This is a genomic window from Streptomyces sp. SID486, from assembly GCF_009865385.1.
Taxonomy (GTDB): domain Bacteria; phylum Actinomycetota; class Actinomycetes; order Streptomycetales; family Streptomycetaceae; genus Streptomyces.
Map to the genome: position 1 here is coordinate 1 of NZ_WWJT01000772.1, position 21997 is coordinate 21997.

The 21997-nt window shown below is 74.0% G+C and carries 18 protein-coding genes and 1 pseudogene; 11 read left to right on the top strand and 8 right to left on the bottom strand.

The features are described 5' to 3' along the window. Positions 1-1636, top strand: a 1636-nt coding sequence (locus GT045_RS36460; protein ID WP_161336834.1) for a HEAT repeat domain-containing protein, incomplete at its 5' end; no start/stop codon positions are given. Positions 1637-1926: 290 nt separating this feature from the next. On the opposite strand, the gene GT045_RS36465 is transcribed toward GT045_RS36460, so the two are convergent. Continuing rightward, entirely contained in the window at positions 1927-2520 is a 594-nt protein-coding gene (locus tag GT045_RS36465; RefSeq protein WP_202529362.1) for a hypothetical protein, read from the bottom strand. Between the two features lie 206 nt (positions 2521-2726). Here GT045_RS36465 and GT045_RS36470 point away from each other — a divergent pair. The 4 genes and pseudogenes from GT045_RS36470 to GT045_RS36485 all read left to right on the top strand — a co-directional run bounded on the left by GT045_RS36470 (position 2727) and on the right by GT045_RS36485 (position 7208). Next, positions 2727-3882 (top strand): annotated as a pseudogene (locus GT045_RS36470) (exo-alpha-sialidase). 431 nt (positions 3883-4313) lie between these two features. After that, the gene (locus GT045_RS36475; RefSeq protein WP_161288328.1) at positions 4314-4991 is read left to right on the top strand and encodes a uracil-DNA glycosylase; all 678 of its coding nucleotides are present in this window, start codon (positions 4314-4316) and stop codon (positions 4989-4991) included. Further along, complete coding sequence (locus tag GT045_RS36480; RefSeq protein ID WP_161288326.1) at positions 4988-5962, top strand: BadF/BadG/BcrA/BcrD ATPase family protein; 975 nt, start codon at positions 4988-4990, stop codon at positions 5960-5962. The genes GT045_RS36475 and GT045_RS36480 overlap by 4 nt, the downstream gene beginning before the upstream one ends. 319 nt (positions 5963-6281) lie before the next feature. After that, on the top strand, positions 6282-7208 hold the full coding sequence (locus tag GT045_RS36485) for a hypothetical protein (protein WP_202529363.1): 927 nt from the start codon (positions 6282-6284) through the stop codon (positions 7206-7208). Between the two features lie 91 nt (positions 7209-7299). On the opposite strand, the gene GT045_RS36490 is transcribed toward GT045_RS36485, so the two are convergent. Together GT045_RS36490 and GT045_RS36495 are read right to left on the bottom strand one after the other, a co-directional pair. Further along, entirely contained in the window at positions 7300-8337 is a 1038-nt protein-coding gene (locus GT045_RS36490; protein ID WP_161288324.1) for a lactonase family protein, read from the bottom strand. A gap of 130 nt (positions 8338-8467) precedes the next feature. Beyond that, a complete protein-coding gene (locus tag GT045_RS36495) occupies positions 8468-9958 on the bottom strand; it encodes an FUSC family protein (protein ID WP_161336836.1) in 1491 nt (496 codons plus the stop codon). 230 nt (positions 9959-10188) lie between these two features. Between GT045_RS36495 and GT045_RS36500 the strand changes: the two genes are divergently transcribed. From GT045_RS36500 to GT045_RS36510, 3 genes are all read left to right on the top strand, one after another. Then, the gene (locus GT045_RS36500) at positions 10189-10665 is read left to right on the top strand and encodes an Lrp/AsnC family transcriptional regulator (RefSeq protein ID WP_202515237.1); all 477 of its coding nucleotides are present in this window, start codon (positions 10189-10191) and stop codon (positions 10663-10665) included. Between the two features lie 21 nt (positions 10666-10686). Next, positions 10687-11376 carry an HAD family phosphatase gene (locus tag GT045_RS36505; RefSeq protein ID WP_161336837.1) on the top strand — a complete coding sequence of 230 codons (690 nt, stop codon included), beginning with the start codon at positions 10687-10689 and terminating at the stop codon, positions 11374-11376. 85 nt (positions 11377-11461) lie between these two features. After that, on the top strand, positions 11462-12961 hold the full coding sequence (locus GT045_RS36510; RefSeq protein WP_161336838.1) for an MFS transporter: 1500 nt from the start codon (positions 11462-11464) through the stop codon (positions 12959-12961). A 285-nt stretch (positions 12962-13246) separates the two neighbouring features. Here the strand turns inward: GT045_RS36510 and GT045_RS36515 are convergent, their stop codons facing one another. Next, a complete protein-coding gene (locus tag GT045_RS36515; protein ID WP_345942868.1) occupies positions 13247-14050 on the bottom strand; it encodes a LysR family substrate-binding domain-containing protein in 804 nt (267 codons plus the stop codon). Positions 14051-14132: 82 nt separating this feature from the next. Between GT045_RS36515 and GT045_RS36520 the strand changes: the two genes are divergently transcribed. Further along, the gene (locus tag GT045_RS36520; protein ID WP_161336839.1) at positions 14133-14534 is read left to right on the top strand and encodes a DUF5997 family protein; all 402 of its coding nucleotides are present in this window, start codon (positions 14133-14135) and stop codon (positions 14532-14534) included. A 22-nt stretch (positions 14535-14556) separates the two neighbouring features. Here GT045_RS36520 and GT045_RS36525 read toward each other — a convergent pair whose 3' ends face one another. Further along, a complete protein-coding gene (locus GT045_RS36525; RefSeq protein ID WP_161288315.1) occupies positions 14557-14979 on the bottom strand; it encodes a secondary thiamine-phosphate synthase enzyme YjbQ in 423 nt (140 codons plus the stop codon). A gap of 128 nt (positions 14980-15107) precedes the next feature. Here GT045_RS36525 and GT045_RS36530 point away from each other — a divergent pair, with 128 nt between their 5' ends. Continuing rightward, entirely contained in the window at positions 15108-16184 is a 1077-nt protein-coding gene (locus GT045_RS36530) for an NAD(P)-binding domain-containing protein (protein WP_161336840.1), read from the top strand. A 12-nt stretch (positions 16185-16196) separates the two neighbouring features. On the opposite strand, the gene mltG is transcribed toward GT045_RS36530, so the two are convergent. Together mltG and GT045_RS36540 are read right to left on the bottom strand one after the other, a co-directional pair. Continuing rightward, complete coding sequence (gene mltG, locus GT045_RS36535) at positions 16197-17105, bottom strand: endolytic transglycosylase MltG (RefSeq protein ID WP_161288310.1); 909 nt, start codon at positions 17103-17105, stop codon at positions 16197-16199. Between the two features lie 43 nt (positions 17106-17148). Continuing rightward, entirely contained in the window at positions 17149-18951 is a 1803-nt protein-coding gene (locus tag GT045_RS36540; RefSeq protein ID WP_161336841.1) for an ABC transporter ATP-binding protein, read from the bottom strand. A 113-nt stretch (positions 18952-19064) separates the two neighbouring features. Between GT045_RS36540 and GT045_RS36545 the strand changes: the two genes are divergently transcribed. Further along, complete coding sequence (locus GT045_RS36545; RefSeq protein ID WP_161336842.1) at positions 19065-19514, top strand: MarR family transcriptional regulator; 450 nt, start codon at positions 19065-19067, stop codon at positions 19512-19514. A gap of 297 nt (positions 19515-19811) precedes the next feature. Here GT045_RS36545 and GT045_RS36550 read toward each other — a convergent pair whose 3' ends face one another. Further along, on the bottom strand, positions 19812-21548 hold the full coding sequence (locus GT045_RS36550; protein WP_345942869.1) for a peptide-N4-asparagine amidase: 1737 nt from the start codon (positions 21546-21548) through the stop codon (positions 19812-19814). Positions 21549-21997 lie beyond the last annotated feature (449 nt).

Genomic DNA, 21997 nt, shown 5'->3' on the forward strand with positions numbered 1-21997 from the left:
CCCGGACCCGGCGGTGCGCCGGGCGGCGGCCGGGGCGCTGGTCCGCTTCCTGGACGATCCCCCGCGGGTGCTGGAGCTGCTGCGGCGGCGGCTGTCGGCCGAGCGGGACGACTGTGTCCTACCCGCCCTCACGGAGGCACTCGGGCTGTTCGCGCAGCGGTATCCCGCGTACGCGGACGGCGCTCTGGACCTCCTGGCCGAACAGAGCGCGCCGCCGTACCCGCCGGGGCAGCGGCTCGCGGCGCTCGGCCAGCTGGCGCTCCGCGCGCCCGGCCGGCTCCCCTCCGACCTGATACCGGTGGCGGTGCGGCTGCTGCGCGAGCGGTCCGCGCGACGCCTCCCGCCCGGGGAACCCGCCGGCACGGACACCCTGGTGCGCCGGATACGACGGCTGCGGCCATCCGACGAACAGGGCGCCGCCCTGCTGCGCACTCTGCACGGCGCGCTCGGTGACCGGGTGGACGACCGGATCGCCCTGCTCACCGGGCAGCTGACCAGTCCGGATCCGGTGGACCGGTGCAATGCCGTCTGGATGTCGGCAGGGCTGTTCCGGGGCTGGCGCGGCGCGTACCGCCGGCCCGTGCGGTTGCTCGGCGCCCAGTTGGGGGCCGACCAGGACCGGTTACGGGACGCGGCCGTCTCGGTGCTGGCGGAGCTGTACGCGCTGGCCGCGCCGGCCGCGGACGACCTGTACGCGCTCGTGGCCGCCCGGCCCGACCTGTGGACGCACCGCTGGGAGCGTTCCTCTCCCACACTCGGCGGTCCGCTCAAGGCGCTGGCCAGAAGCGGTGATCCCCGCGCGGTCCCCGCCCTGGCCCAGCTCCTGGCCGGCCCGGCGGCACCCGCCGGACTGGGCTTCGAAGTCGGCCACCTCGGCCGGGCCGCGGCTCCGCTGGCCCCCGCGCTGCGTCACCGCCTCGGCCGGATCCCGCTCGCCTCCCCCACCGCCGCCCCGCTCGCCGTCCCGCTGCTGACCGCGATCAGGGCCGTCGGTGACCGGGCGGCCGTGCCCGAACTGCTGCGGCTGCTCTCGGCGGTGCCGGACGGCTCGGGAGTGTGGGACGAAGCCGTGGGACAGGTGATCGAGACACTGACGGAGCTGGGCGCCGCCGGGCAGGCGGCACCGCTCCTGCGCCCGCTGCTGCGCACCCGCCACGCGGCCGTCGCGGCGGGTGCGCTGTGGTCGGCGGACGGGGACACCCCGGCCGTACTCCCCGTCCTGCGACGCGAGTTGACGCAGGCCGACGCGGGCCTTCGCGGCAGCGCAGTACGGCAGCTCGGCAGGCTGGGCCCGGCCGCTCGCGGCGCGCTGCCCGAGCTGGGCCGGCTCGCCCGGTCAGGACCGGCGCGCGAGCGCGTACCGGCCGCGTGCGCGCTGTGGCGCGTCACCGGGGACCCGGATCCGGTCCGGTCCCTGCTGCGGGCCGCGTGGACGGCGGACCCGCGCACCCGCGTCCCGATAGCCCGCTGCCTGACCGTGATGGGACCGGCCGCGGCGCCGCTGCGCGACCTGGTCACCGCCGAACTGACCCACCCCCGCCGCCACACGGCGCGTGACGGCTCGTTCGGCCACCACGACATCCCCGACGACGAGGAACTGCTGCGAACGTGCCGGGGGGTGCTGGCCGGACTGTAGGCGGGGCGAGCGCGGCGGGACCAGGCGGACGGGGACGTGCCGTACCGCGGACGTGAGCGTGCCGAGAGGGGCTCTGGGGCTGGCGGGGCGAGTGGGCGGGACGGGGTGTGGGAGGGGGCGCCGTCGCGGACTGGACGTGACGGGGAGGTAGTGCGGGTCGAGTGGGCGGGACGGGGTGTGGGAGGGACTGGACGTGCGCCGTGACGCGGACTGGGGGCAGGGCGCGTGAAGGCGGCTGCGGCTCGGCGAGCGGCCGGGACGCCGAGGCGGACGCGGTGTCAGACCATGCGTCAGACCATGCGTCCCCACTGCGGGCCGAGGCGGGACCACTCCGTGTCCCAGGCGTCCATCCGCCGGCGTTCCAAGCGGAACCGTACGGCCAGGCCACCGACGAACGGGACGGCGGCCGCGCTCGCTCCGACCAGGATGCCTGTCAGAGTGGCCCGTAGCGCGGCCTCGGAGGCCGTGACGGGCTGGGAGACGAGCCGGCCCCGCGGGTCGGTCCACACGGTGACCGGTGTGCCGGATCTGCTCCCGGCCGCCACCCGCACCTCGCCGCTGCAGGCGGAGCCGTCGGGCGCCGTCCAGCGGACCTTGGTCCAGGCGCGTTCACCGGTGGCAGGAGCGCCGCTCCTCCCGGGGGACGTCTTCGGAGCCCGCGCGACGACCCGGGCCACGGTCGGCCGCCGCTCCGCCCGCTCCCGGGCGAGTCCGTGCTCCACGGAGCCGGTCGCGGTGAGACCCGCGAGCACACCGGCCAGGACGGTCAGCAGGCAGGCACCGAGCACCACCCATGCCTCCACCACGTCGGCCCGGCGCTTGAGCGGGTTGCGCCGCCAGCGCCACAGCCACACCTTCGGACCACGGAACGCCTTCAAAGGCATCCTCCTCACGAGCGCACCGACCGGCCGGACCGCCCTCCCATACGGGAGAGTTCGCTCCGTTGCTCACGACGAGCCGTCACCCCGACGGTCGCACGAGACACCCCTCTCGCGCAGGCGCATGCCGCAACGCACCGGCCCGATGTCCCCCACGGGGCGACGACACAGGCCCTGACCTGCACGGACGCGCAATCCGCAGGAGAGTGTCAGTGGTCGGGTGCAGACTGACCGGTATCTGACGACTACCTGGACAACGGTGTCCCGGAGGTGATCGGCATGGCCGAGGTACTGCTCGCGGTGGGCACCCGCAAGGGCCTGTTCATCGGGCGACGGCGGGGTGGTGCCCCTTGGGAGTTCGACGAGAGCCCGTACTTCAACGCGCAGGCGGTCTACTCGCTGGCGATCGACACCCGGGGCCCTGGGCCCCGGCTGCTGGCGGCGGGCGACAGCGCGCACTGGGGGCCGTCGGTGTTCCACTCCGACGACCTCGGCCGCACCTGGACCGAACCGGCCCGGCCCGCCGTGAAGTTCCCGAAGGACACCGGAGCCTCCCTGGAGCGCGTCTGGCAGCTGCACCCGGCCGCCGCCGAGCCCGACGTGGTGTACGCGGGCACGGAACCGGCCGCGCTGTACCGCTCGGAGGACCGCGGCGAGAGCTTCGAGCTGGTCCGGCCGCTGTGGGAGCACCCGACCCGCGGGCAGTGGGTGCCGGGCGGTGGTGGTGAGGGCCTGCACACGGTGCTCACGGACGCGCGCGATCCGCGGGCCGTGACGGTGGCCGTCTCCACGGCGGGGGTGTTCCGCACGCGCGACGGCGGGGCGAGCTGGTCGCCGGCCAACTCCGGGATCTCCGCGGTCTTCCTGCCGGACCCGTCCCCGGAGTTCGGCCAGTGCGTGCACAAGGTGGCCCGGGACGCCGGCGACCCGGACCGGCTGTACCTGCAGAACCACTGGGGGGTGTACCGCAGCGACGACGCGGGCGGGCGCTGGACCGACATCGGCGCGGATCTGCCGACCACGTTCGGGTTCGCGGTGGCCGCGCACCCCCACCGGGGCGGCACGGCGTACGTCTTCCCGATCAACGCCGACGCCGACCGTGTGCCCGCCGAGCGTCGCTGCCGGGTCTTCCGCACCGCGGACGCGGGCGTGACCTGGGAGCCGCTGGCCAAGGGCCTGCCCGCGGAGGATCACTACGGCACTGTGCTGCGGGACGCGCTGTGCACGGACGACTGCGACCCCGCAGGGGTGTACTTCGGCAACCGCAACGGCGAGGTGTTCGCCTCGGCCGACGACGGTGACAGCTGGCAGACGCTGGCGACTCACCTCCCGGACGTCCTGTGCGTGCGGGCGGCGGTGGTCGGCTGACCGCGGGCGCCGGCGGGGCCGGGGGACGGACGGAGGAGAGGCGGAGCGAGCAGGACGGGGCGGAGCGAGCAGGAGGGGGCGGAGCGAGCAGGAGGGGGCGCAGGGGCGGCCGACGGGCGCGGGGGCGACGGGCACCGGGCGGCGTCGCGACGAGGCTTCCCGGCCCGCTCCCGGGGGCGCAGAGGCGCCCGCCGGGCATGGGGGCGACGGGCACGGGGCGACGGGCACGGCCCGGTGGGCTCCTCCCCCGCGCCCCCAGGCTCCCCCAGGCTGCCGCGGCCTCCGACGGACACAACCAGGTTCCCGCGGGCTCCGGCGGACACAATCACGTTCCCGCGGCCTCCGACGGGCACAACCGGGCTTCCGCGTGCTCCGGTGGGCTCAGGCCATCGGTTGATCGCCGACGGGCGCACGGCAGTAGGGTGGCGCCCGTGGCACCACGACCTCTGCATGAAATCGTCGAACCGGGCTGGGCGAAGGCCCTGGAGCCCGTCGCGGGACGGATCGCCGAGATGGGCGACTTCCTGCGCGCGGAGATCTCCGCGGGACGCACCTACCTGCCGGCCGGGCCGAACGTCCTGCGGGCCTTCCAGCAGCCCTTCGACGAGGTACGGGTCCTGATCGTCGGTCAGGACCCGTATCCCACGCCGGGTCACGCGGTGGGCCTGTCGTTCTCCGTGGCGCCGGAGGTGCGTCCGCTGCCGCCCAGCCTGATCAACATCTTCCGCGAGCTGAACAGCGACCTCGGGTTGCCGCAGCCGTCCACCGGGGATCTCACACCGTGGACGCAGCAGGGCGTTCTGCTGCTGAACAGGGCGCTCACCACCGCGCCGCGCCGTCCGGGCGCGCATCGGGACAAGGGTTGGGAAGAGGTCACCGAGCAGGCGATCCGGGCGCTGGCGGCGCGTGGCAAGCCGCTGGTCTCCCTTCTGTGGGGGCGTGACGCCCGCAACCTGCGTCCGCTGCTGGGCCGTCTGCCGGCGGTGGAGTCGACCCATCCCTCGCCCAGGTCGGCAGACAACGGTTTCTTCGGCTCGCGCCCCTTCAGCCGGGCCAACGACCTGCTGATCCAGCAGGGCGGGCAGCCGGTGGACTGGCGCCTGCCATGACCACGTCGGGGTATCTCGCCGTGGACTCCGGCGGTTCCGGCCTCCGGGTGGCCGTCGGTGTCCCCGGGCGGGAGCCCTCGGCCCGGCGCGAGACCGGGGAACCGGTCCGCACGGGTGCGCGGGGCATCGACCCCGGCCATCTGATGACGCAACTCGTCCCGGTGGCCCGCGCCCTGACCGCCGAGGCGGGACTGGACGGTCTGGGTACGGCCGTCGTCGGCGCCGCCGGGTTCGCCAGCCTGGGCGATGCCCTGCGCGCCGAACTGCCCGGCGCCCTCGCCCGGGAGCTGGGCGTGCGCACGGTCGCGCTCGCCGCCGACGCCGTCACCGCGTACGCAGGCGCCCTCGGGCCGCGACCCGGTGCCGTCCTCGCCGCGGGCACCGGACTGATCGCGATCGGCACGGACCTGACGGCCTGGCGGCGGGCCGACGGCTGGGGTCATCTGCTGGGCGACTGCGGCAGTGGTGCCTGGATCGGGCGGGCCGGACTGGAGGCCGCGCTGCGGGCCCACGACGGCCGGGACGGCGGCTCCGCACCCCTGCTGGCCTGCGCGGAGGAGCAGTTCGGACCGGTGAGCGGCCTGCCCGGCCTGCTCTATCCGCGTGCCGACCGGGCCGCCGTGCTGGCCTCGTTCGCGCCCCGGGTGGCCGTGTGCGCGGGGCACGACCCGGTCGCCACGGACATCCTGTGCGCGGCGGCCCGGGACATGGCGGCCTCCACCGCGGCCGTGTGCCCGGCGGACGGCTCACCGCAAGTGGCACTCACCGGTGGCCTGTTCAAGATGGGTGAGCCGCTCCTCGGACCGCTGCGGGCGGAGCTGGCGCGCAGGCTTCCGCACGCCCGGCGGGTGGAGGCCGAGGGGGATCCGCTGCACGGCTCGGTGCGGATCGCGACGGACCTGGCGGCGGACCGGCTCACCCTGCCGAGAGAGCCGGCGATGCTGTGCGTGAGCCGCGGTCCCGGCGGCTGAGGCATCACGCCGACGGTTCCGTCCGGTTGCCGGGGCGGAGGCATCGCGCCGAGAGTCCCGTGCGGTTGTCGGGGCAGAGCCATCACGCCGACGGTTCCGTCCCGTTGTCGGGGCAGAGCCATCACGCCGACGGTCCCGTCCCGCTGTCGGGGCGGAGCCATCACGCCGACGCTTCTGCCCGGTTGTCGGGGTATGCGTCCGGCATGTGCCTAAAACGGGCGTCATGTGCGCGTAACTCATCAGACAAAACCGGACGGATACCGCTCACCTGCACCCTCCCCGAACGGAGGAGCTCACGAAACCAGTAACATGCGGCGCCATGAGCTCCCCCACTGGACCCGCGTCCGGCCTGCCCGTACGAATGCCGCGACCCCGCCAGCCCGGACGCCACCGCCGTCCGGAACCGCTGGTGGCTCCCGAGGGCGCGCCCGCGCTCGTCCTCGCGGTGCCCGGTGTGCCCACCACCGCCACGCGCAGCCTCGCCGAGGAGGTCGTGAGCATCGCCCGCTCCGAGCTGCCCGGCCTGGACGCCCGGATCGGTTACCTGGACGGGGACGAGTCCGAGTTCCCCACGCTCCGCTCCGTGCTGGCGCGTGCCGCCGAGGAGCGCACCGCCCGCTACGAGCAGGCCGTCGCCGCCGGGGTCGAGGGCATCAAGGAGCCCGACGGCCCGGTCGCGGTCGTCGTCCCGCTGCTGGCCGGCCCGGACAGCGCGCTGCTGCGCCGCATCCGTCAGGCCGTGATGGACAGCCGGGTCGCCGCCGACCTGACCGATGTCCTCGGCCCGCACCCGCTGCTCGCCGAGGCGCTGCACGTGCGGCTGTCGGAGGCCGGCCTGGCCCGCGCCGACCGGGCCAGGCTCTTCACGGTGGCCACCGCCGCCGACGGCATCGTCCTGGCCTCCGTGGGCGGTGACGAGGCCGTGCAGGCGGCCGGGATCACCGGCATGCTGCTCGCCGCGCGGCTTGCCGTGCCGGTGATCGCGGCGGCCCTGGACCAGGAAGGTTCCATCTCCTCCGTGGCCGAGCAGCTGCGCTCCTCCGGCTCGCAGCAGCTGGCCCTGGCGCCGTACCTGATCGGTCCGGAGATCGACCTGGGGCTGCTGGCCGCCGCGGCCGAGGAGGCGGGCTGCGCGACGGCCGAGGCGCTGGGCGCGTACCCCGCGATCGGCAAGCTCGCTCTCGCCAAGTACACGACGGCGCTGGGCATCGCCCCGCAGCAGCCGCAGGGCACCCCGGTCCGCTGACACACCCGGCCGCCGGCCTCCGGCGTCCCCGCACGCCACGAGGGCCCGCTCCCGTCCCGGAGCGGGCCCTGCCCGCGTCCGGGGCCGGTGGTCAGCCGAGGACGACGCAGGAGGCCGCGGTGACCCGCACGGAGCCGTCGTAGCGGGGGATGCCCGTCGCCTCGTCCACGGCGAACCAGGACACGTCGCCGGAGCGCTCGTTGGCCGCGTAGAGGTGACCGCCGTACCCGGCCAGTGCGCGGGGCCAGCGTCCGCCGCACGGCACCGTCCCGGTCAGCCGGAGCCCGTCGGCGACGACGGCGAGGACCGACAGGACGTCCTCGCCGCGGGTGGCCGTCCACACGAAGCGGCCGTCGGGCGAGACGACGATCCCCGAGGGGTAGGCGTCGCCGGCCGGGGCGTCCCGCAGCACGGGCACCTCGGTCAGCGGCTTCAGCGAGCCGCCCGCGGCGTCCCAGCGGCACACCGTCACCGTGGGAGTCAGTTCGTTGACCACGTAGGCGTGCTCGCCGTCCGGGTGGAAGGCCAGGTGGCGCGGGCCGGAGCCCGGACGCAGGGCGATCTCGCGGTGCACGGCGGGGCTGCCGCCGACGAGGGTGCACACCCGGACCGAGTCGGTCCCGAGATCGACGCTGACGGCCCATCGGCCGCTGGGGTCGGGTTGCACCTGGTGGGCGTGCGGGCCGCGCTGGCGGCGGTCGTGCGGACCGGAGCCGGTGTGCTGCAGCCGCCCGGAGGGCGCCCGGGTGAGCGTGCCGTCCGGGCGCAGGGGCACGGCGGTGACGCTGCCGGAGCCGTAGTTGGCGGTCAGCACGTGTCCGGCGTACAGGCTGAGGTGGGTGGGTCCGCTGCCGCCCACCGGTACGGGTGCGCCGGCGGGCTCCGGCCTGCCGTCGCCGACACGGTAGGCGGCGACGGCACCCTCGGCCGTCTCACTGACCGCGTAGAGCATCCGCCCGTCCGGGGAGAGGGCCAGGTAGGAGGGGTCGGGGACGTCGTTGACGGCGTCCACGAGGGTGAGCGCCCCGCTGTCGGGCGCGACCTCGGCGGTCACCAGTCCGGGGCCGCCCGCCGCCGTGAACGATCCGATGAACGCCCGGCGCCTGCCCGCCCTGCCGTCCTGTGCCACCACTGTCCCCTCTCGGTCGAGCCAGTCGAGCCAGTCCGGGCTGACGGTAGCAGCCGATCAGTCGCGGTCTAGACCAAGAGGGGTACGGCGGGGCGGTCGGCGTGGGACGGCCCGCGTTCCGCCCGGCCGCTCAGGCCCCGACGAGCCGCGAACCGGACGGTGTGCGCAGGGGCTCGGCGAGGTCGGCGAGGGCGCGCTCCAGGCCGTGCAGGTGTGCCAGGGCGGGTTCGGCGGGCGGTTCGGCGGCGTGCTCGAGGGGCTCGGTACGGCCCGCGGTGAGGGATTCGACGGCGGTCTCCACGCGCCAGCAGGCGGCGGCGAGGCGGGCGTCGTGCGAGGCCACCGGGTCGGCGGCGATCGCCACCAGGCCCCGGACCTCGCGGGCGCAGTCGTCGAGGAGCGCCAGGACCCGGCGGGCCCGGGCCTTGCGCTCCGGCATGGGGTTCAGCGGGTGCACCAGCGGTGCCACCGACAGCCGGACCCGGCCGAGCAGCTGCTCCAGTTCCGCGACGCGGGGCGCCGGGTCGGCCGTGGCGGAGCCGGCGAGGCGGGCCGCGGCCTCGGCCGTGCAGGCGTGTACGCAGCGCAGGGCCCGCTGGATCCAGGCGTCGGTGGTGGCGTGCGTGGTGACGGGCAGTACGCACGCGACGGCGAGGGCGGCACCGAGCGCGCCGACGCCGGTCTCGGCGAGCCGCAGCGCCAGCAGGCCGGGGCTGAGGACGCCGAGGAGGCCGTAGAGAGATTCGGCGAGCACGGTCACCCAGAGCATCATCCAGGTGTAGGAGACGGCGGCCGTGTAGAAGATCCCGAAGACGGCGACCGCCACGAGGACGGCCGTCGGGACCGGCGCGCCGTCGACGGGCACGGCGACGAGGAAGCCCAGGCAGATCCCGATCACCGTGCCGAGGACCCGGCGGAAGCCGCGGACCAGCGTCTCGCCGCGCGAGGCGGTGTTGACGAAGATCCACCAGGTGGCGCCGACGGCCCAGTACCAGCGCTGTCCCGACACCAGCTGACCCACGACGAGCGCGAACCCGGCGCCGGCCGTCGCCTGGACGGCCTGCCGTGTGGTCACCCGGGCCAGGCCGGTCCCGGCGGGCGGCGCGGGTACGGCGGCCGGGGGCAGCCGGCGTTCGTAGCACCACAGGCCGAACCGCACGACGGCCGCGGTGAGCACGGACAGCAGGACGGCGGCGTACAGCTCCGGCAGCCGTTCGGGCGTGGCGTGGAGGAACTGGGCCACGAAGAAGTTCATGAAGGCGAACACGCCGAGGCTGTGCCCGCGCGGGCCCCAGCGGCGGGCGTAGACGCCGGCGCCCACGACGGCCAGGAAGGCCAGGTCGCGGGCGACGGGGAGGGCGTGCAGCCCGGCCGCGACGGCGAGCACCGGCAGGCCCACGGCGGGCAGCAGGGCGGTGGTGACCGCCTGGCCGCGCACGGTGGGGTCGGTGACGGTGAACAGCGCCAGCAGCGCGGCGAGACCGCCGGTGACCGCGCCGGCGAGGGAGTGCCCGGCCGCTGCGCAGACCGCGACCGCCAGTCCGATGCCGAGGACCGCCCGCGCGGCGAAGCGCAACCGCGCCCGGCCCGGATCCGGAGCCACGAACACCCTCTTCAGCACTGCTGCCCTCCCCGGGAGACACCGGCACAGAAAAGGCGCCGCGGGATCCGCAGCGCCATCGACAGGCCCATGAGAGCATCCCCGAGGTCACTGGCTCAAGTGTTGCCTGATTCACTGAGCCATTGGCCCAGCACCAATCGGCCGCCGCTGCCCCATCGTGGTGCCAACGGCCCAGGTGGGAGGAGGTGCGGGCAGGCGCCGACGATGGGCCATTGGTACAGTCGGGCATCATGGCCGTGGACGAACTCGACACCCGCATCCTGCGGCTGCTTCTGGAGCAGCCGCGCACCAGCGTGCGCGAGTACGCCCGCATCCTCGGCGTGGCCCGCGGCACGCTCCAGGCACGGCTGGACCGCATGGAGCGGGACGGCGTGATCACCGGGACGGGGCCCTCCCTGTCCCCGGCCGCGCTGGAACACCCCGTCCTGGCCTTCGTGCACATCGAGGTCACCCAGGGTCACCTGGACGACGTCGGAGATGCCCTGGCCGCCGTACCGGAGATCGTGGAGGCGTTCTCGATCACCGGCGGCGGGGACCTGCTCGCCCGGGTGGTGGGCCGGGACAACGCCCATCTGGAGGACGTGATCCAGAAGCTGATCAGCCTCCCGGGCGTGGTCCGCACCCGTACCGAGGTGGCGCTCCGCGAGCGCGTCCCGTACCGGCTGCTGCCCCTGGTGGAGTCGGTCGGCCGGGCGTCCCGCGCCTGACCGTGGGGCATCCTGGACGCCATGAGCGATCTTGGCGCCCTGTCGGTCGTATTCGATCTGGACGGAACGCTGGTGGACAGCGAGCCGAACTACTACGAGGCGAGCCGGCAGACCCTGGCCGAGTACGGCGTCCCCGGTTTCACCTGGGCGGAGCACGAGAGCTACGTCGGGGTCAGCACCCGCGAGACGGTGCAGATCTGGCGGGACCGACACGGGCTGCGCGCCCCGGTGGCCGAGCTGCTGACCGCGATGAACCGCCGCTATCTGGACCTGGCCCGCGCCCACACCCCCGTCTACCCGGAGATGCGCACGTTCGTGGAGCTGCTGGCCGCCGCGAACGTGCCGATGGCGGTGGCGTCGGGCTCCTCGCCGGAGGCCATCGACACGATCCTGGCGGGCACCGGTCTGGCCGCCCACCTGCGCACCGTGGTCTCGTCCGACGAGGTGGCCCACGGCAAGCCCGCCCCCGACGTCTTCCTGGAGGCGGCCCGCCGGCTCGGCGCGGACCCGGCCGACTGCGTGGTGCTGGAGGACGCGGACCCCGGTGCCCGTGCGGCCCACGCGGCCGGGATGCGCTGCATCGCGATCCCGTACGTACACGCCCAGGCGGAGGCCGACGGGTTCGCCGCGGCGTCCCTGCTGCTGCGGGGCGGCCAGCGGGAGTTCACGGCGCGGGCGGCCTACGCCTGGCTGCGGGACACCGCCCGCTGAGCACGGGGGAGGTCCGGGTCCCGGTCCGCGGTGGCCGGCCGCGCCTCGGCATGCGCGATCGCCCCCGACTGCATAGCGTGACCCCATGAGCACAGAACAGACCCGGCCCGCCCCCGACGAGCGGCGGTGGAAGGCGCTCGGGGTCTGTCTGGCAGCGGGCTTCATCTCGCTCCTCGACACCTCGATCGTGAACGTGGCACTGCCTTCGCTGGAACGCGGTCTCGGGGCCTCGGAGGCGGTGCAGTCATGGGTGGTCTCCGGGTACGCCCTCACCTTCGGCCTCGCGTTGGTCCCGGCCGGCCGGCTGGGCGACATGCGCGGCCGGCGGCAGGCCTTCCTGATCGGGCTCGCCCTGTTCACGGTGGCCTCGCTGGCCTGCGGGCTGGCGGCCAGCCCCACCTGGCTGGTGTTCTTCCGGCTGATCCAGGGCACGGCGGCGGGCCTGGTCGCCCCACAGACCTCCGGGCTGATCCAGCAGATGTTCCACGGCTCCGAACGGGCCAAGGCGTTCGGGGTGCTCGGCACGGTCATCGGGGTGTCGACGGCGGCGGGCCCCCTGGTCGGCGGCCTGCTGATCGATGCCGCCGGCACCGACGACGGCTGGCGCTGGGTGTTCTTCGTCAATCTGCCGATCGGAGTGGCCGCCTTCGCCGCGGGGCTCCGGCTGCTGCCCAGGCTGCCGGCGCCCGGCAAGCACGAGGAGTTCGACCTGTTCGGGGTGCTGCTCCTCGGCTCCGGCGTCCTCGCTCTCATGCTGCCCCTCGTGCAGGAGCAGCAGTGGACCGGCCGCGAGAAGTGGGCGCTGCTACCGGTGGCCCTGGTGCTGCTGGGCGCGTTCTGGGTGTGGGAGAAACGGCAGGGCACGCTCGGACGGGCCCCTCTGGTGGACCTGGCCCTGTTCTCGCTGCGCTCGTTCACCCTCGGCGCTCTGATCAGCCTCACCTATTTCGCGGGCTTCACCACCGTCTTCTTCCTGTACGCCCTGTATCTGCAGAACGGGCTGGGGTACAGCGCGCTGGCGTCGGGGCTCACGGTCCTGCCCTTCGCGGTGGCCTCCGCGATCGGCGCCGCCCTCGGAGGCCGGCTGGTGTTGCGCTTCGGCCGCAGGCTCGTCGTCATCGGACTGGCGGGCGTGGCCGTGGGACTGCTCGGCGTCGTCGCGGCGGTGCAGCTGGTGCCCGGGCCGAACCTGGGCTGGGCGTCGGCGCTGCCGCTGCTCGTCGGAGGCATCGGGTCGGGGATGACGGTCTCCCCGAACACCACGCTCACCCTCACCCGGGTGCCCGTGAACCGTGCGGGCGCGGCCGGGGGTGTCCTCCAGACGGGCCAGCGGGTCGGCTCGGCGGCCGGGATCGCGGTGGTGGGCTCGGTGTACTTCGCCCACCTCGCCAACCACGGCCGCGCGGAGACGGCGATGCAGCTCGGGCTGCTGTCCTCGGTGGGGATCATCCTGGTCGCGCTGGCACTGGCGGTCGCCGACCTGCGGGAGCGCCAGGTGCGGCCGGAGCGGGAGAGGGCCGGGGAGACGGCCGGTCCGGGCTGGGAAGAGGACGGCCTCGAAGAGGGCGTGCGACCCCGCTCCTGAGCGGTGGGCGGCGGCCCGGCCCCGCCTCACGGAGATCTCAGGCGCCGAACGGCCGGCCTCCGTGCCGATGTCCGGCGCGAGGCGGACGCCGCGGTCACGATCCCCGGAGCGGGGCGGACGCCACGGTCACGATCCCCGGAGCGGGGCGGACGCCCTCATCACCATCCCCGAAGCGACGCGGACGCCCTCATCACCATCCCCGAAGCGACGCGGACGGCCTCGTCACGATCCCCGAAGCGACGCGGACGCCCTGCCACGACGCCCTAGTCGGGTGGGGCGGCGCCGTCACGATCTCCGGCGCGGCTTGCCCCGCTTGGCAGGCTTGGCCTGCTTGCCGCCGCCCGTGCGGGCGCGTGCCGTGCGGCCGGCCGGCTTCCCGGACGACGACCCTGACGACCTGGCCTGCGACTTCCCCGCCGCTGTCGGCCGGCCGCCGCCCCCGTCCGCGCGTCTGCCCTGGTCGTCGTTCTTCGCCGCCGTACGGCCCCTGGTGCTGTTGACGGTGCGTCCGCGGACGATGCCGATGAAGTCCTCCACCAGGTCGGTGGTGGCCTCCTCCGGCCAGGACAGGGCGACGCTCGACTGGGGCGCGTCGACGACCGGCCGGTAGGTGAGGTCCCGGCGGTGGTGCAGCCGGGCCAGCGACTGCGGCACGATCAGCAGGCCGACGTCGGCGGCCACCAGCTCGATGGCGTCCGCCGTCGTCGCGGGGCGCTCGAAGGCCGCTTCTCCCGGCGGGGCGTCCCAGTCGAAGACGTCGTCCAGCGGGTGGAAGAGCACCTCGTCGGCGAGGTCGGCAAGGGTGACCTCGTCCGCGGCCGTGATCAGGTGGTCCTTGGGGGCCACGACCACGGTGGTCTCGGTGTAGAGCGGGATGGCGCTGAAGAACGTACGGTCCACCGGCAGCCGGACGAAGCCCGCGTCGGCCTCGCCCGCGCGCAGCAGCCCGGGCGCCTCGGCGTCCGGGACCTGGACGAGGGTGAGCGGGATGTCGGGCAGGCGCTCGTTCCAGATCTTCGCCCACTTGGCGGGCGTCACTCCGGGAACGTACGCGAGCCGGAACGACTGTGGTTCCTGCGAGCCTGTCACCAGGCCAGATTACCGGCAGTCGGCAGGACGCCCGCACCGGCCGTGGTCGGCGCCGCCGCACTCGGCCGATACCCTTGGAGTCATGAAGTCGCAGCAGAGCACCCAGACGATGAAGCCCGCGACCGCGGCGAAGAAGCTGGGTGTGTACCTCCCCGCCACCCCCGCCTCGTTCCAGGAGGGTGTGGTGTCGCGCGCCGAGCTCGCCGAGCTGCAGGCCGATCCGCCGGAGTGGCTGCGCGAGCTGCGGGACAACGGCCCTCACCCGCGTCCGGTGGTGGCCGCCAAGCTGGGCGTGTCCATCGCCGGTCTGGCGCGGGGCGGTGTCACCGAGGCGCTGACGACCGAGCAGATCGAGGCGCTCAAGCAGGAGCGGCCCGAGTGGCTGGAGAAGGAGCGCGCCACCCAGGCCGAGGTCCGCAAGGAGACCGTGCGGCTGAAGAACCTGAAGAAGGAGAAGGAGGCCGGCGGCGCGGACCGCGGCTGATCCTCCCGCCCGGCCGCGGGGCTCAGCCCAGGAAGCTCAGCCGCACCCGGCGGTCGGGATTGTCCTTGTTGGTGTCCACCAGGCACACCGACTGCCAGGTGCCCAGTTCCAGGCGTCCTCCGATCACCGGGAGGGTGGCGTGCGGCGGGACGATGGCGGGCATGACGTGGTCGCGGCCGTGGCCGGGACTGCCGTGCCGGTGCTGCCAGCGGTCGTCGGCGGGCAGCAGGGTGTGCAGGGCGGCGAGGAGGTCGTCGTCGCTGCCGGAGCCCGTCTCGATGACCGCGATCCCGGCGGTGGCGTGCGGGACGAAGACGTTGAGCAGACCGTCCCGGCCGGCCGCCGCCTCCCGCAGGAACTCCTCGCAGTCGGCGGTCAGGTCGACGACACGCTCCCGGGAACCGGTGGAGACGTGCAGCATGCGCGTGGTGAAGGCATCGGACATGTCCTCATCCTCACCCACACGCCGCGTCTCACACCCGGCGGCGCGGGCGTGTGTCGCGGACCCCACCGCACGTGACCTGGTCCCGGCCACCGGGGAAGATCCGCGGACCGGGTCCTGTTGGCACCGGCGTGAACGCTGCACGCGAGACCGAGGTCGTCGTCATCGGCGCGGGGCAGGCCGGCCTGGCCGCCGCCTATCACCTGCGTCGGACCGGTTTTCGGCCGGGCCGTGACTTCGTGGTCCTCGACCACTCCCCCCGGCCCGGCGGTGCCTGGCAGTTCCGGTGGCCTTCACTGACGTTCGGGAAGGTGCACGGGATGCACGCGCTGCCCGGCATGGAGCTCACGGACGCCGACCCGGCGCGGCCGTCGGCCGAGGTCGTCGGGGAGTACTTCGACCGCTACGAGCGCACCTTCGGCCTGCGGGTACGGCGCCCTGTGGCGGTACGCGCGGTGCGTGCGGGCGTCGGGGGGAGGCTGCTGGTGGAGACGTCGGACGGCGACTGGTCGACGCGGGCGCTGATCAACGCGACCGGCACGTGGGGCCGGCCGTTCTGGCCCCGCAGCCCCGGTCAGGAGACCTTCCGCGGGCGGCAGTTGCACACCGCGCAGTACACCGGCCCCGAGGAGTTCGCCGGGCAGCGGGTCGTCGTCGTGGGCGGTGGCGCCTCCGGCACCCAGCATCTGCTGGAACTCGCCCCGTACGCCGCCGCGACCACGTGGGTCACCCGGCGGCCCCCGGTCTTCCACGAGGGGCCGTTCGATCAGGAGGCGGGCCGCGCGGCCGTCGCACTGGTGGAGGAGCGGGTACGCGAGGGGCTGCCGCCGCGCAGCGTGGTCTCGGTCACCGGGCTGCCGCTCGACGACGCCGTCCGTCAGGGCCTCGCGGACGGGGTGCTGGAGCGGCGGCCGATGTTCGACCGGATCACCCCGGACGGCGTGGAGTGGCGGGACGGGCGGAAGGTGGCCGCCGACGTGATCCTGTGGGCGACGGGCTTCCGTGCCGTGCTGCGCCACCTCGCCCCGCTGCGGCTGCGCGAGCCGGGTGGCGGCATCCGGGTGGAGGGCACCCGGGCGGTCGCCGATCCGCGGGTCCACCTGGTCGGCTACGGCCCTTCGGCCAGCACCGTCGGGGCCAACCGGGCCGGCCGCTCGGCCGTACGGGACATCAGGCGGCTGCTGGCCGAGGAACCGCTCGCGGCGTGATGTCCGGCGGGCTCAACTGCCCGCGGTCCACGGGGCGGCCGGGACGGTCGAACCTGTCGGGTCCGTCGGGCTGCCGCCCGAGGGCTGAGCCGCCGCACTCTGGTGGAGGGCGTTGAAGTCGGCGACGTTGCGCAGGTGCTCGGAGTAGTCCGCGGTGAACCGCGTGTCCCCCGGCCGTACCGCGACGAAGTACAGCCAGTCGCCCGGCGTCGGGTTGAGGGCGGCACGCATCGCCTCCTCACCGGGGTTGTCGATCGGCGTCGGCGGCAGGCCCATGCGCTGGTAGGAGTTGTACGGGCTCGCGATCTGCGTGTCGTCCTGGGTGGTGCGCAGAGTGTTGCGGTTCAGCGCGTAGTTGATGGTCGAGTCCATCTGCAGCGGCATGCCGCGCTCCAGCCGGTTGAGGACGACCCGGGCGACCTTGCCCATGTCCACCTTCGTGGCGGCTTCGGCCTGGACGATGCTGGCGATGGTGACCGTCTGGTAGACGTTCATCGCGTTGCGCTGTGCCCCGGCGGCGACCGGTGCGCCGTTGTGCTTCCGGCTGGCGGTCTCGACCATGGTCCGCAGCAGCGACTCCGGGCTCGCACCCTCCCGGACCTGGTACGTGGCCGGGTAGAGATAGCCCTCCGGATTGCCCCCGGCTTCGCTCGGCAGCCGCAGTGCGGCCTTGTCGAGGGACTTGCGCGTGGTGCCCGCGGGCAGCTTGAGGGTCTTGTCGATCGCGTCGTAGACCTGGCTCGCGCGCCAGCCCTCCGGGATGACCAGGGCGACGGGCTTGCCCTGTTCGTGGCCGCCCGCGAGCGTCAGCAGCGGCACCGCCACGGCCGTGCCGGCGACGACGGCGCCGGCCACGACGACGGCGAGCCTGCCCCGGCGTGTCAGTCGGATCCTGCTCCGTGACGGAGTGTTCGTCTGCATGCGGGCACGGTAATACGCATACAGTCACAAACCCGGCATATATTCAGTTTGTCGGCTGCAGTTGCGCGTCCCGGCGCACCAGGGCCGCGTACCGGCCGTCCTGCTCCAGGAGTTCGTCGTGCGTGCCACGTTCGGCGACGCGTCCGGAGTCCAGCACCACGATCTGGTCGGCGCTGCGGATCGTGGAGAGCCGGTGGGCGATGGTGATCGTCGTGCGGTCGGCCGACAGGGCGTCGATGGCCTTCTGGACGGCCGCTTCCGTGCGGGTGTCGAGCGCACTGGTCGCCTCGTCCAGGATGAGGACCGGCGGGTCGCGCAGGATGGTGCGGGCTATCGCCAGACGCTGCTTCTCGCCGCCGGAGAAGCGGTGGCCGCGTTCGCCCACGATCGTGTCGTAACCGTCGGGCAGTGCGGCTATGTGGTCGTGGATCTGCGCCGCCTCGGCCGCCGCGCGCAGTTCCGTGTCGGTGGCGTCCGGTTTGGCGAAGCGCAGGTTGTCGGCCACCGAGGCGTGGAAGAGGTACGTCTCCTGCGAGACGACGCCGACCGCGCGGGCGAGGGTGTCGAAGTCCAGGTCGCGGACGTCCACCCCGTCCAGCGTGACCCGCCCACCGGTGACGTCGTACAGGCGGGGCACGAGGGCGCCCAGCGTGGACTTGCCGGCCCCGGTCGGGCCGACGACGGCTAGGCTGCCGCCGGCCGGCACGGTGACGTCGACGCCGTCGAGGACCGGGCCGCCCTTGCCGTCGTACCGGAAGTCGACGCCCTCGAAGCGGACTTCACCCTTGACCTGGTCCAGCCGGACCGCCCGCTCGGGCTCGGTGATGTCGACCGGCAGGTCCAGGTACTCGAAGATGCGCTGGAAGAGCGCCAGCGAGGTCTGGATCTGGACTCCGGTCGCGAGCAGGCTCACGGCCGGACGGAACAGGCCCTGCTGGAGCGAGACGAAGGCGACGATGGTGCCGAGGGAGACCTCGGGACCGCCGTACCGGAGGGCGAGACCGGCCGTCCAGTAGATGACCGCGGGCATCGCGGCCATGACGATCGTGATCACGGCCATGCGCCAGCGCCCGGCCATGTTCGACCTGACTTCGAGGTCCACCAGTCGCTCGGACTCCGCGGCGAAGGACGAGGTCAGCGAGTCGGAGCGGCCCATGGTGCGGCCCAGCAGGATGCCGCTGACCGACAAGGACTCGGTGACCGTGGCCGCCATCGCGGCCATCTGCTTCTGCCGCTGGGTGGTGATCTTCTTGCGCTCGTTGCCGACGCGGCGGCTGATCCACACGAACACCGGCAGCAGGAGCAGGGAGACGACCGTCAGCCGCCAGTCCAGCGCGACCATCGCGACGATCGTCGCGACCACGCCGGTGACGTTGGAGACCAGGGAGGTGGCGGTGGAGGTGACGGTCGCCTGCATGCCGCCGATGTCGTTGGCGATGCGGGACTGCACCTCGCCGGTCCGGGTGCGGGTGTAGAAGGCGAGCGACATGCGCTGGAGGCGGCCGTAGACCGCCGTGCGCAGGTCGTGCATGACCCGCTGGCCGACGGTGGTGGAGATCAGCGTCTGGAGCACGCCGAAGACGCCCGCCAGGACGGCGCTGAGGATCATGCCGAGCGCGAGCAGGCCCAGCAGGCCGGTACGGCCCTGGGGGATGGCGACGTCGAGCGTCTCCCGCAGCAGGAACGGGGTGGCCACCGAGACCAGCGACGAGGCTCCGACGAGGAGGCCGACGACGGCGAGCCGCCCGCGATAGGGGCGGAAGAGCCGCAGGATGCGGCGCACCTGCCGGGGCTGTTCGCCGGCGTCGGCAGGTGGGGTCCAGGAGATTTCACGATCGGGACGCATGGGCTCCTACGGAGGGAACGGGCGCCGGCCCGGGGCGGACCGGCGGGGACTGACGGATCGTAGCTCATTGTTACCTATACTCACAATGAACGGCATCCTGATATTGTTCCCGCATGACCACCCCCGATCCCGACGGACTGCTCGCCGAGCAGTTGCTACGGCTCACCCGCCGGGTGCACCGCATCCAGAAGCGCCATCTGGAAGAGCGCGACCTGGGCGTGACCCCGGCCCAGTCCCGGCTGCTGCGCACCCTCGCGCACTACGCCTCCCCTCCGCGCATGGCCGACCTCGCCGAGCGCCTGGAGGTGGTGCCGCGCGCGGTGACCACGCTGGTGGACGGGCTGGAGGCGAGCGGCAAGGTACGGCGGGCACCGGATCCGACGAACCGGCGCGTGACCCGGATCGAGCTGACGGACGAGGGGCGGTCGGCCCTGCGCGAACTGCGCGGCGCCCGGCACTCGGCGGCCGAGGAGATACTGGCGCCGCTGACGGAGAAGGAGCGCCAGGTGCTCGGCGTGCTGCTGGACACACTGATCGACGGGGATGCCGTCCAGCGCTGCTGATCCATGGGGGACGCCGGCCAGCGCTGCTGATCCATGGGGGACGCCGGCCAGCGCTGCTGATCTACGGGGACGCCGCCCGGCGCTGCTGATCGGCGGGGATGCCGTGCAGTGCTGCTTATCGACGGGGATGCCGTCCAGCCCTGCTGATCGGCGGGGGTGCCGCCCGGCCGTCGTCGAACGACACGACATCCCCTGGCGCCGGCGAGCGGCGACGGCCCCGCCGCCGTCGAGGGAGCGGGGCCGTGTGCGGCCGGCCGGGTGTCCCGCGCACGAGGCGGCGGCCCGTGCCACCGGGGATCAGCAGCGGCTGCGGTCCTCCGTCAGCACGCCCTGGACCGTGGCCAGCGTCCGGTCGTGGCAACCGTCCGGGCCGATGAGCCGGTAGCGCTCTGCCGACGTACCGACAGCGTGCCGCTGGTCGCGCGGGACGTCGAGGGTGTACGCGGCGTCGCCGCGGTAGGTGTCGTCCAGCCGCGACCAGCTGGTGCGGCGGCCGCCGGCGCTCGCGACGGCCGACGCCCGGTCGCCGAGGGTGAGCACGGTGCGCAGCCGGTTGTCCGGGCCGACGGTGGTGGCACCGTTCACGGTGTACGTCCGGTGCGTGTGCGTCGTCCGCGCCGGGCCGTGCCCGACACCCTCTCCGCCTGCGTCTTCGCCTGCGCCTCCGCCTCCACCTTCGAGGCCGGCTCCCCTCTCGGCTCCCGCACCTGCACGCGTATCCGTACTCCCCTTCGCTCCCGCACCCGCACCCGCACTGCCCACGGTGACGGTCTCGTCGTCGGTCCAGGTCGCGTCGAGTCCGTCCGTGTTCTCACCCTCGGTCCAGCGGTGGACGGAGGTGTTGGCGAGCGTCCGGGTGACGGTGGTGGTCACGCGCCCGTGCGAGGTGTCGAGATAGCCGGAGACGGTGAGCCGGTGCCCGGCGTCGGTCCGCACCCGGTTCTCCGTGCCGGGCGTGAAGGCCGAGGAGTTGGCGAGGCCGGTCGCCGTGCCGCCGGTGAGCGCGCCGGGGACATGGGCCCGGTGGGCGTCCCGCCAGACCAGTACGTTCACCGGAAGGCTCCAGCCCGACTGTCCCGCGGGGACGCCCACGACGGACACCTCGACGCGGTGCGGCCGGCCGTCGTTGAGCAGGCCGGCGAAGGGCGTGAGGTCGTATTCGAGGGGCCGCACGTCGAAGGCGCGCGGGGCCGGGACGACGTACCAGAGGAAGGGGTTGGACCAGCCGCCGGTCCAGACGTTGGGGAAGGGCGCCGCGATGCCGGCGAGCTTGCCGTCGACGCTGATCTGCACCTCGCGGTACGGCCCGCGGTCGGCCTTGCACGAGTACGGCGCCGGGTCGGCCACGGTCAGGTACCAGAACTCCTCGCAGCCGCCGCCCGAGCCGGTCGCGTACACCTCGGCGACGATCCGTTCGCTGTTGCGCGGGGTGGTGAGCGTCGTACCCGCCGAGGTGTCGGCGAGGGTGAGCACCCGGTCGGGTGCGGGCGTCGCGGGACGGCCCGCGTAGAAGGTCAGGGTGACGTGCACGTCGATGACACCGGTGTAGGTGTCGTCCACCACGTTGCCGATCAGCATCTCGACGTCCCGCGCGCCGCGAAAGGTGTCGCTGTAGCGGGTGACGTCCTTCTCGACGTGCCACTCGATGCCGTCGGGCGAGGGCTCCGGCGTGGAGGTGCGCAGGATCTCGACACCGCCGACGTGGAGGTAGCCGATTCGGTCGTACTGACGGCCCTTCACCTTGCCGTCCAGGCGCAGCACGACCCTGCTCCAGCGGTCGCCGCAGCCCCGGGGAGGCGTGTAGCTGCCGCGGTAGGGCGTGAAGTCGCGGAACTGCACGTCGGCGAGGGTGACCCGGCACGAGCGGGTGTGCGGCCGGTCGACGGGCGGAGCCGCGGTCACCGGGTCGTGCCAGTCGGTGCCGAACTCGGCGGGCACGGCCGCGGCCTGGGCGGCCCGGGCACCCGGGCCGAAGAGCGTGCTCACCAGAAGGGCCGCCCCGGCGAGCATGGACATGACTAACCGTCTTCTCATGGCCCGTGTTCTACGGGGGAGACGGGCCACCCCGCAATGACGCCTCGGCAGATCGGCGCGATGAGGACGGCCGTCATCCGGCCCCGCGCGGACGTCCACGAAAGGCGCAATCAGTTATATAAGCACACCTTACTGGCATAGTGCCGACATGGAGATCATGACCGCCGGCGGTCCAGCGGGGCGCACGGCCAGGAGCACGGACCCCCGCACCCGCACCGCCCAGAGGCTCCCGCGGTGAGGGCGCCGTCCGCGCGTCCGGGTCCCCGGCGAGGACACCACCGCCCCGCCCCGCGCGCACGGCGCACGGTGTTCGTCCTCACGGTCACCGGAACCGCCGTGCTCACGGGAGCCGCCGTACTCACCACAGGCGTCGCTCTCACCGGTGACGGCTCGTCCGCCGGCGGCGGCCCGGGCCGCGGCACGCCCGCCCCCGGCGCCTCCGCCGCCTC

What these genes read in the sequence shown, in the direction of transcription:
- GT045_RS36465 (WP_202529362.1), bottom strand. Translation starts at nt 2,520, where the DNA reads ATGCCTTTGAAGGCGTTCCGTGGTCCGAAGGTGTGGCTGTGGCGCTGG.
- GT045_RS36480 (WP_161288326.1), top strand. Translation starts at nt 4,988, where the DNA reads ATGACCACGTCGGGGTATCTCGCCGTGGACTCCGGCGGTTCCGGCCTC.
- GT045_RS36485 (WP_202529363.1), top strand. Translation starts at nt 6,282, where the DNA reads ATGAGCTCCCCCACTGGACCCGCGTCCGGCCTGCCCGTACGAATGCCG.
- GT045_RS36500 (WP_202515237.1), top strand. Translation starts at nt 10,189, where the DNA reads ATGGCCGTGGACGAACTCGACACCCGCATCCTGCGGCTGCTTCTGGAG.
- GT045_RS36505 (WP_161336837.1), top strand. Translation starts at nt 10,687, where the DNA reads ATGAGCGATCTTGGCGCCCTGTCGGTCGTATTCGATCTGGACGGAACG.
- GT045_RS36510 (WP_161336838.1), top strand. Translation starts at nt 11,462, where the DNA reads ATGAGCACAGAACAGACCCGGCCCGCCCCCGACGAGCGGCGGTGGAAG.
- GT045_RS36520 (WP_161336839.1), top strand. Translation starts at nt 14,133, where the DNA reads ATGAAGTCGCAGCAGAGCACCCAGACGATGAAGCCCGCGACCGCGGCG.
- GT045_RS36525 (WP_161288315.1), bottom strand. Translation starts at nt 14,979, where the DNA reads ATGTCCGATGCCTTCACCACGCGCATGCTGCACGTCTCCACCGGTTCC.
- mltG (WP_161288310.1), bottom strand. Translation starts at nt 17,105, where the DNA reads ATGCAGACGAACACTCCGTCACGGAGCAGGATCCGACTGACACGCCGG.
- GT045_RS36540 (WP_161336841.1), bottom strand. Translation starts at nt 18,951, where the DNA reads ATGCGTCCCGATCGTGAAATCTCCTGGACCCCACCTGCCGACGCCGGC.
- GT045_RS36545 (WP_161336842.1), top strand. Translation starts at nt 19,065, where the DNA reads ATGACCACCCCCGATCCCGACGGACTGCTCGCCGAGCAGTTGCTACGG.
- GT045_RS36550 (WP_345942869.1), bottom strand. Translation starts at nt 21,548, where the DNA reads ATGAGAAGACGGTTAGTCATGTCCATGCTCGCCGGGGCGGCCCTTCTG.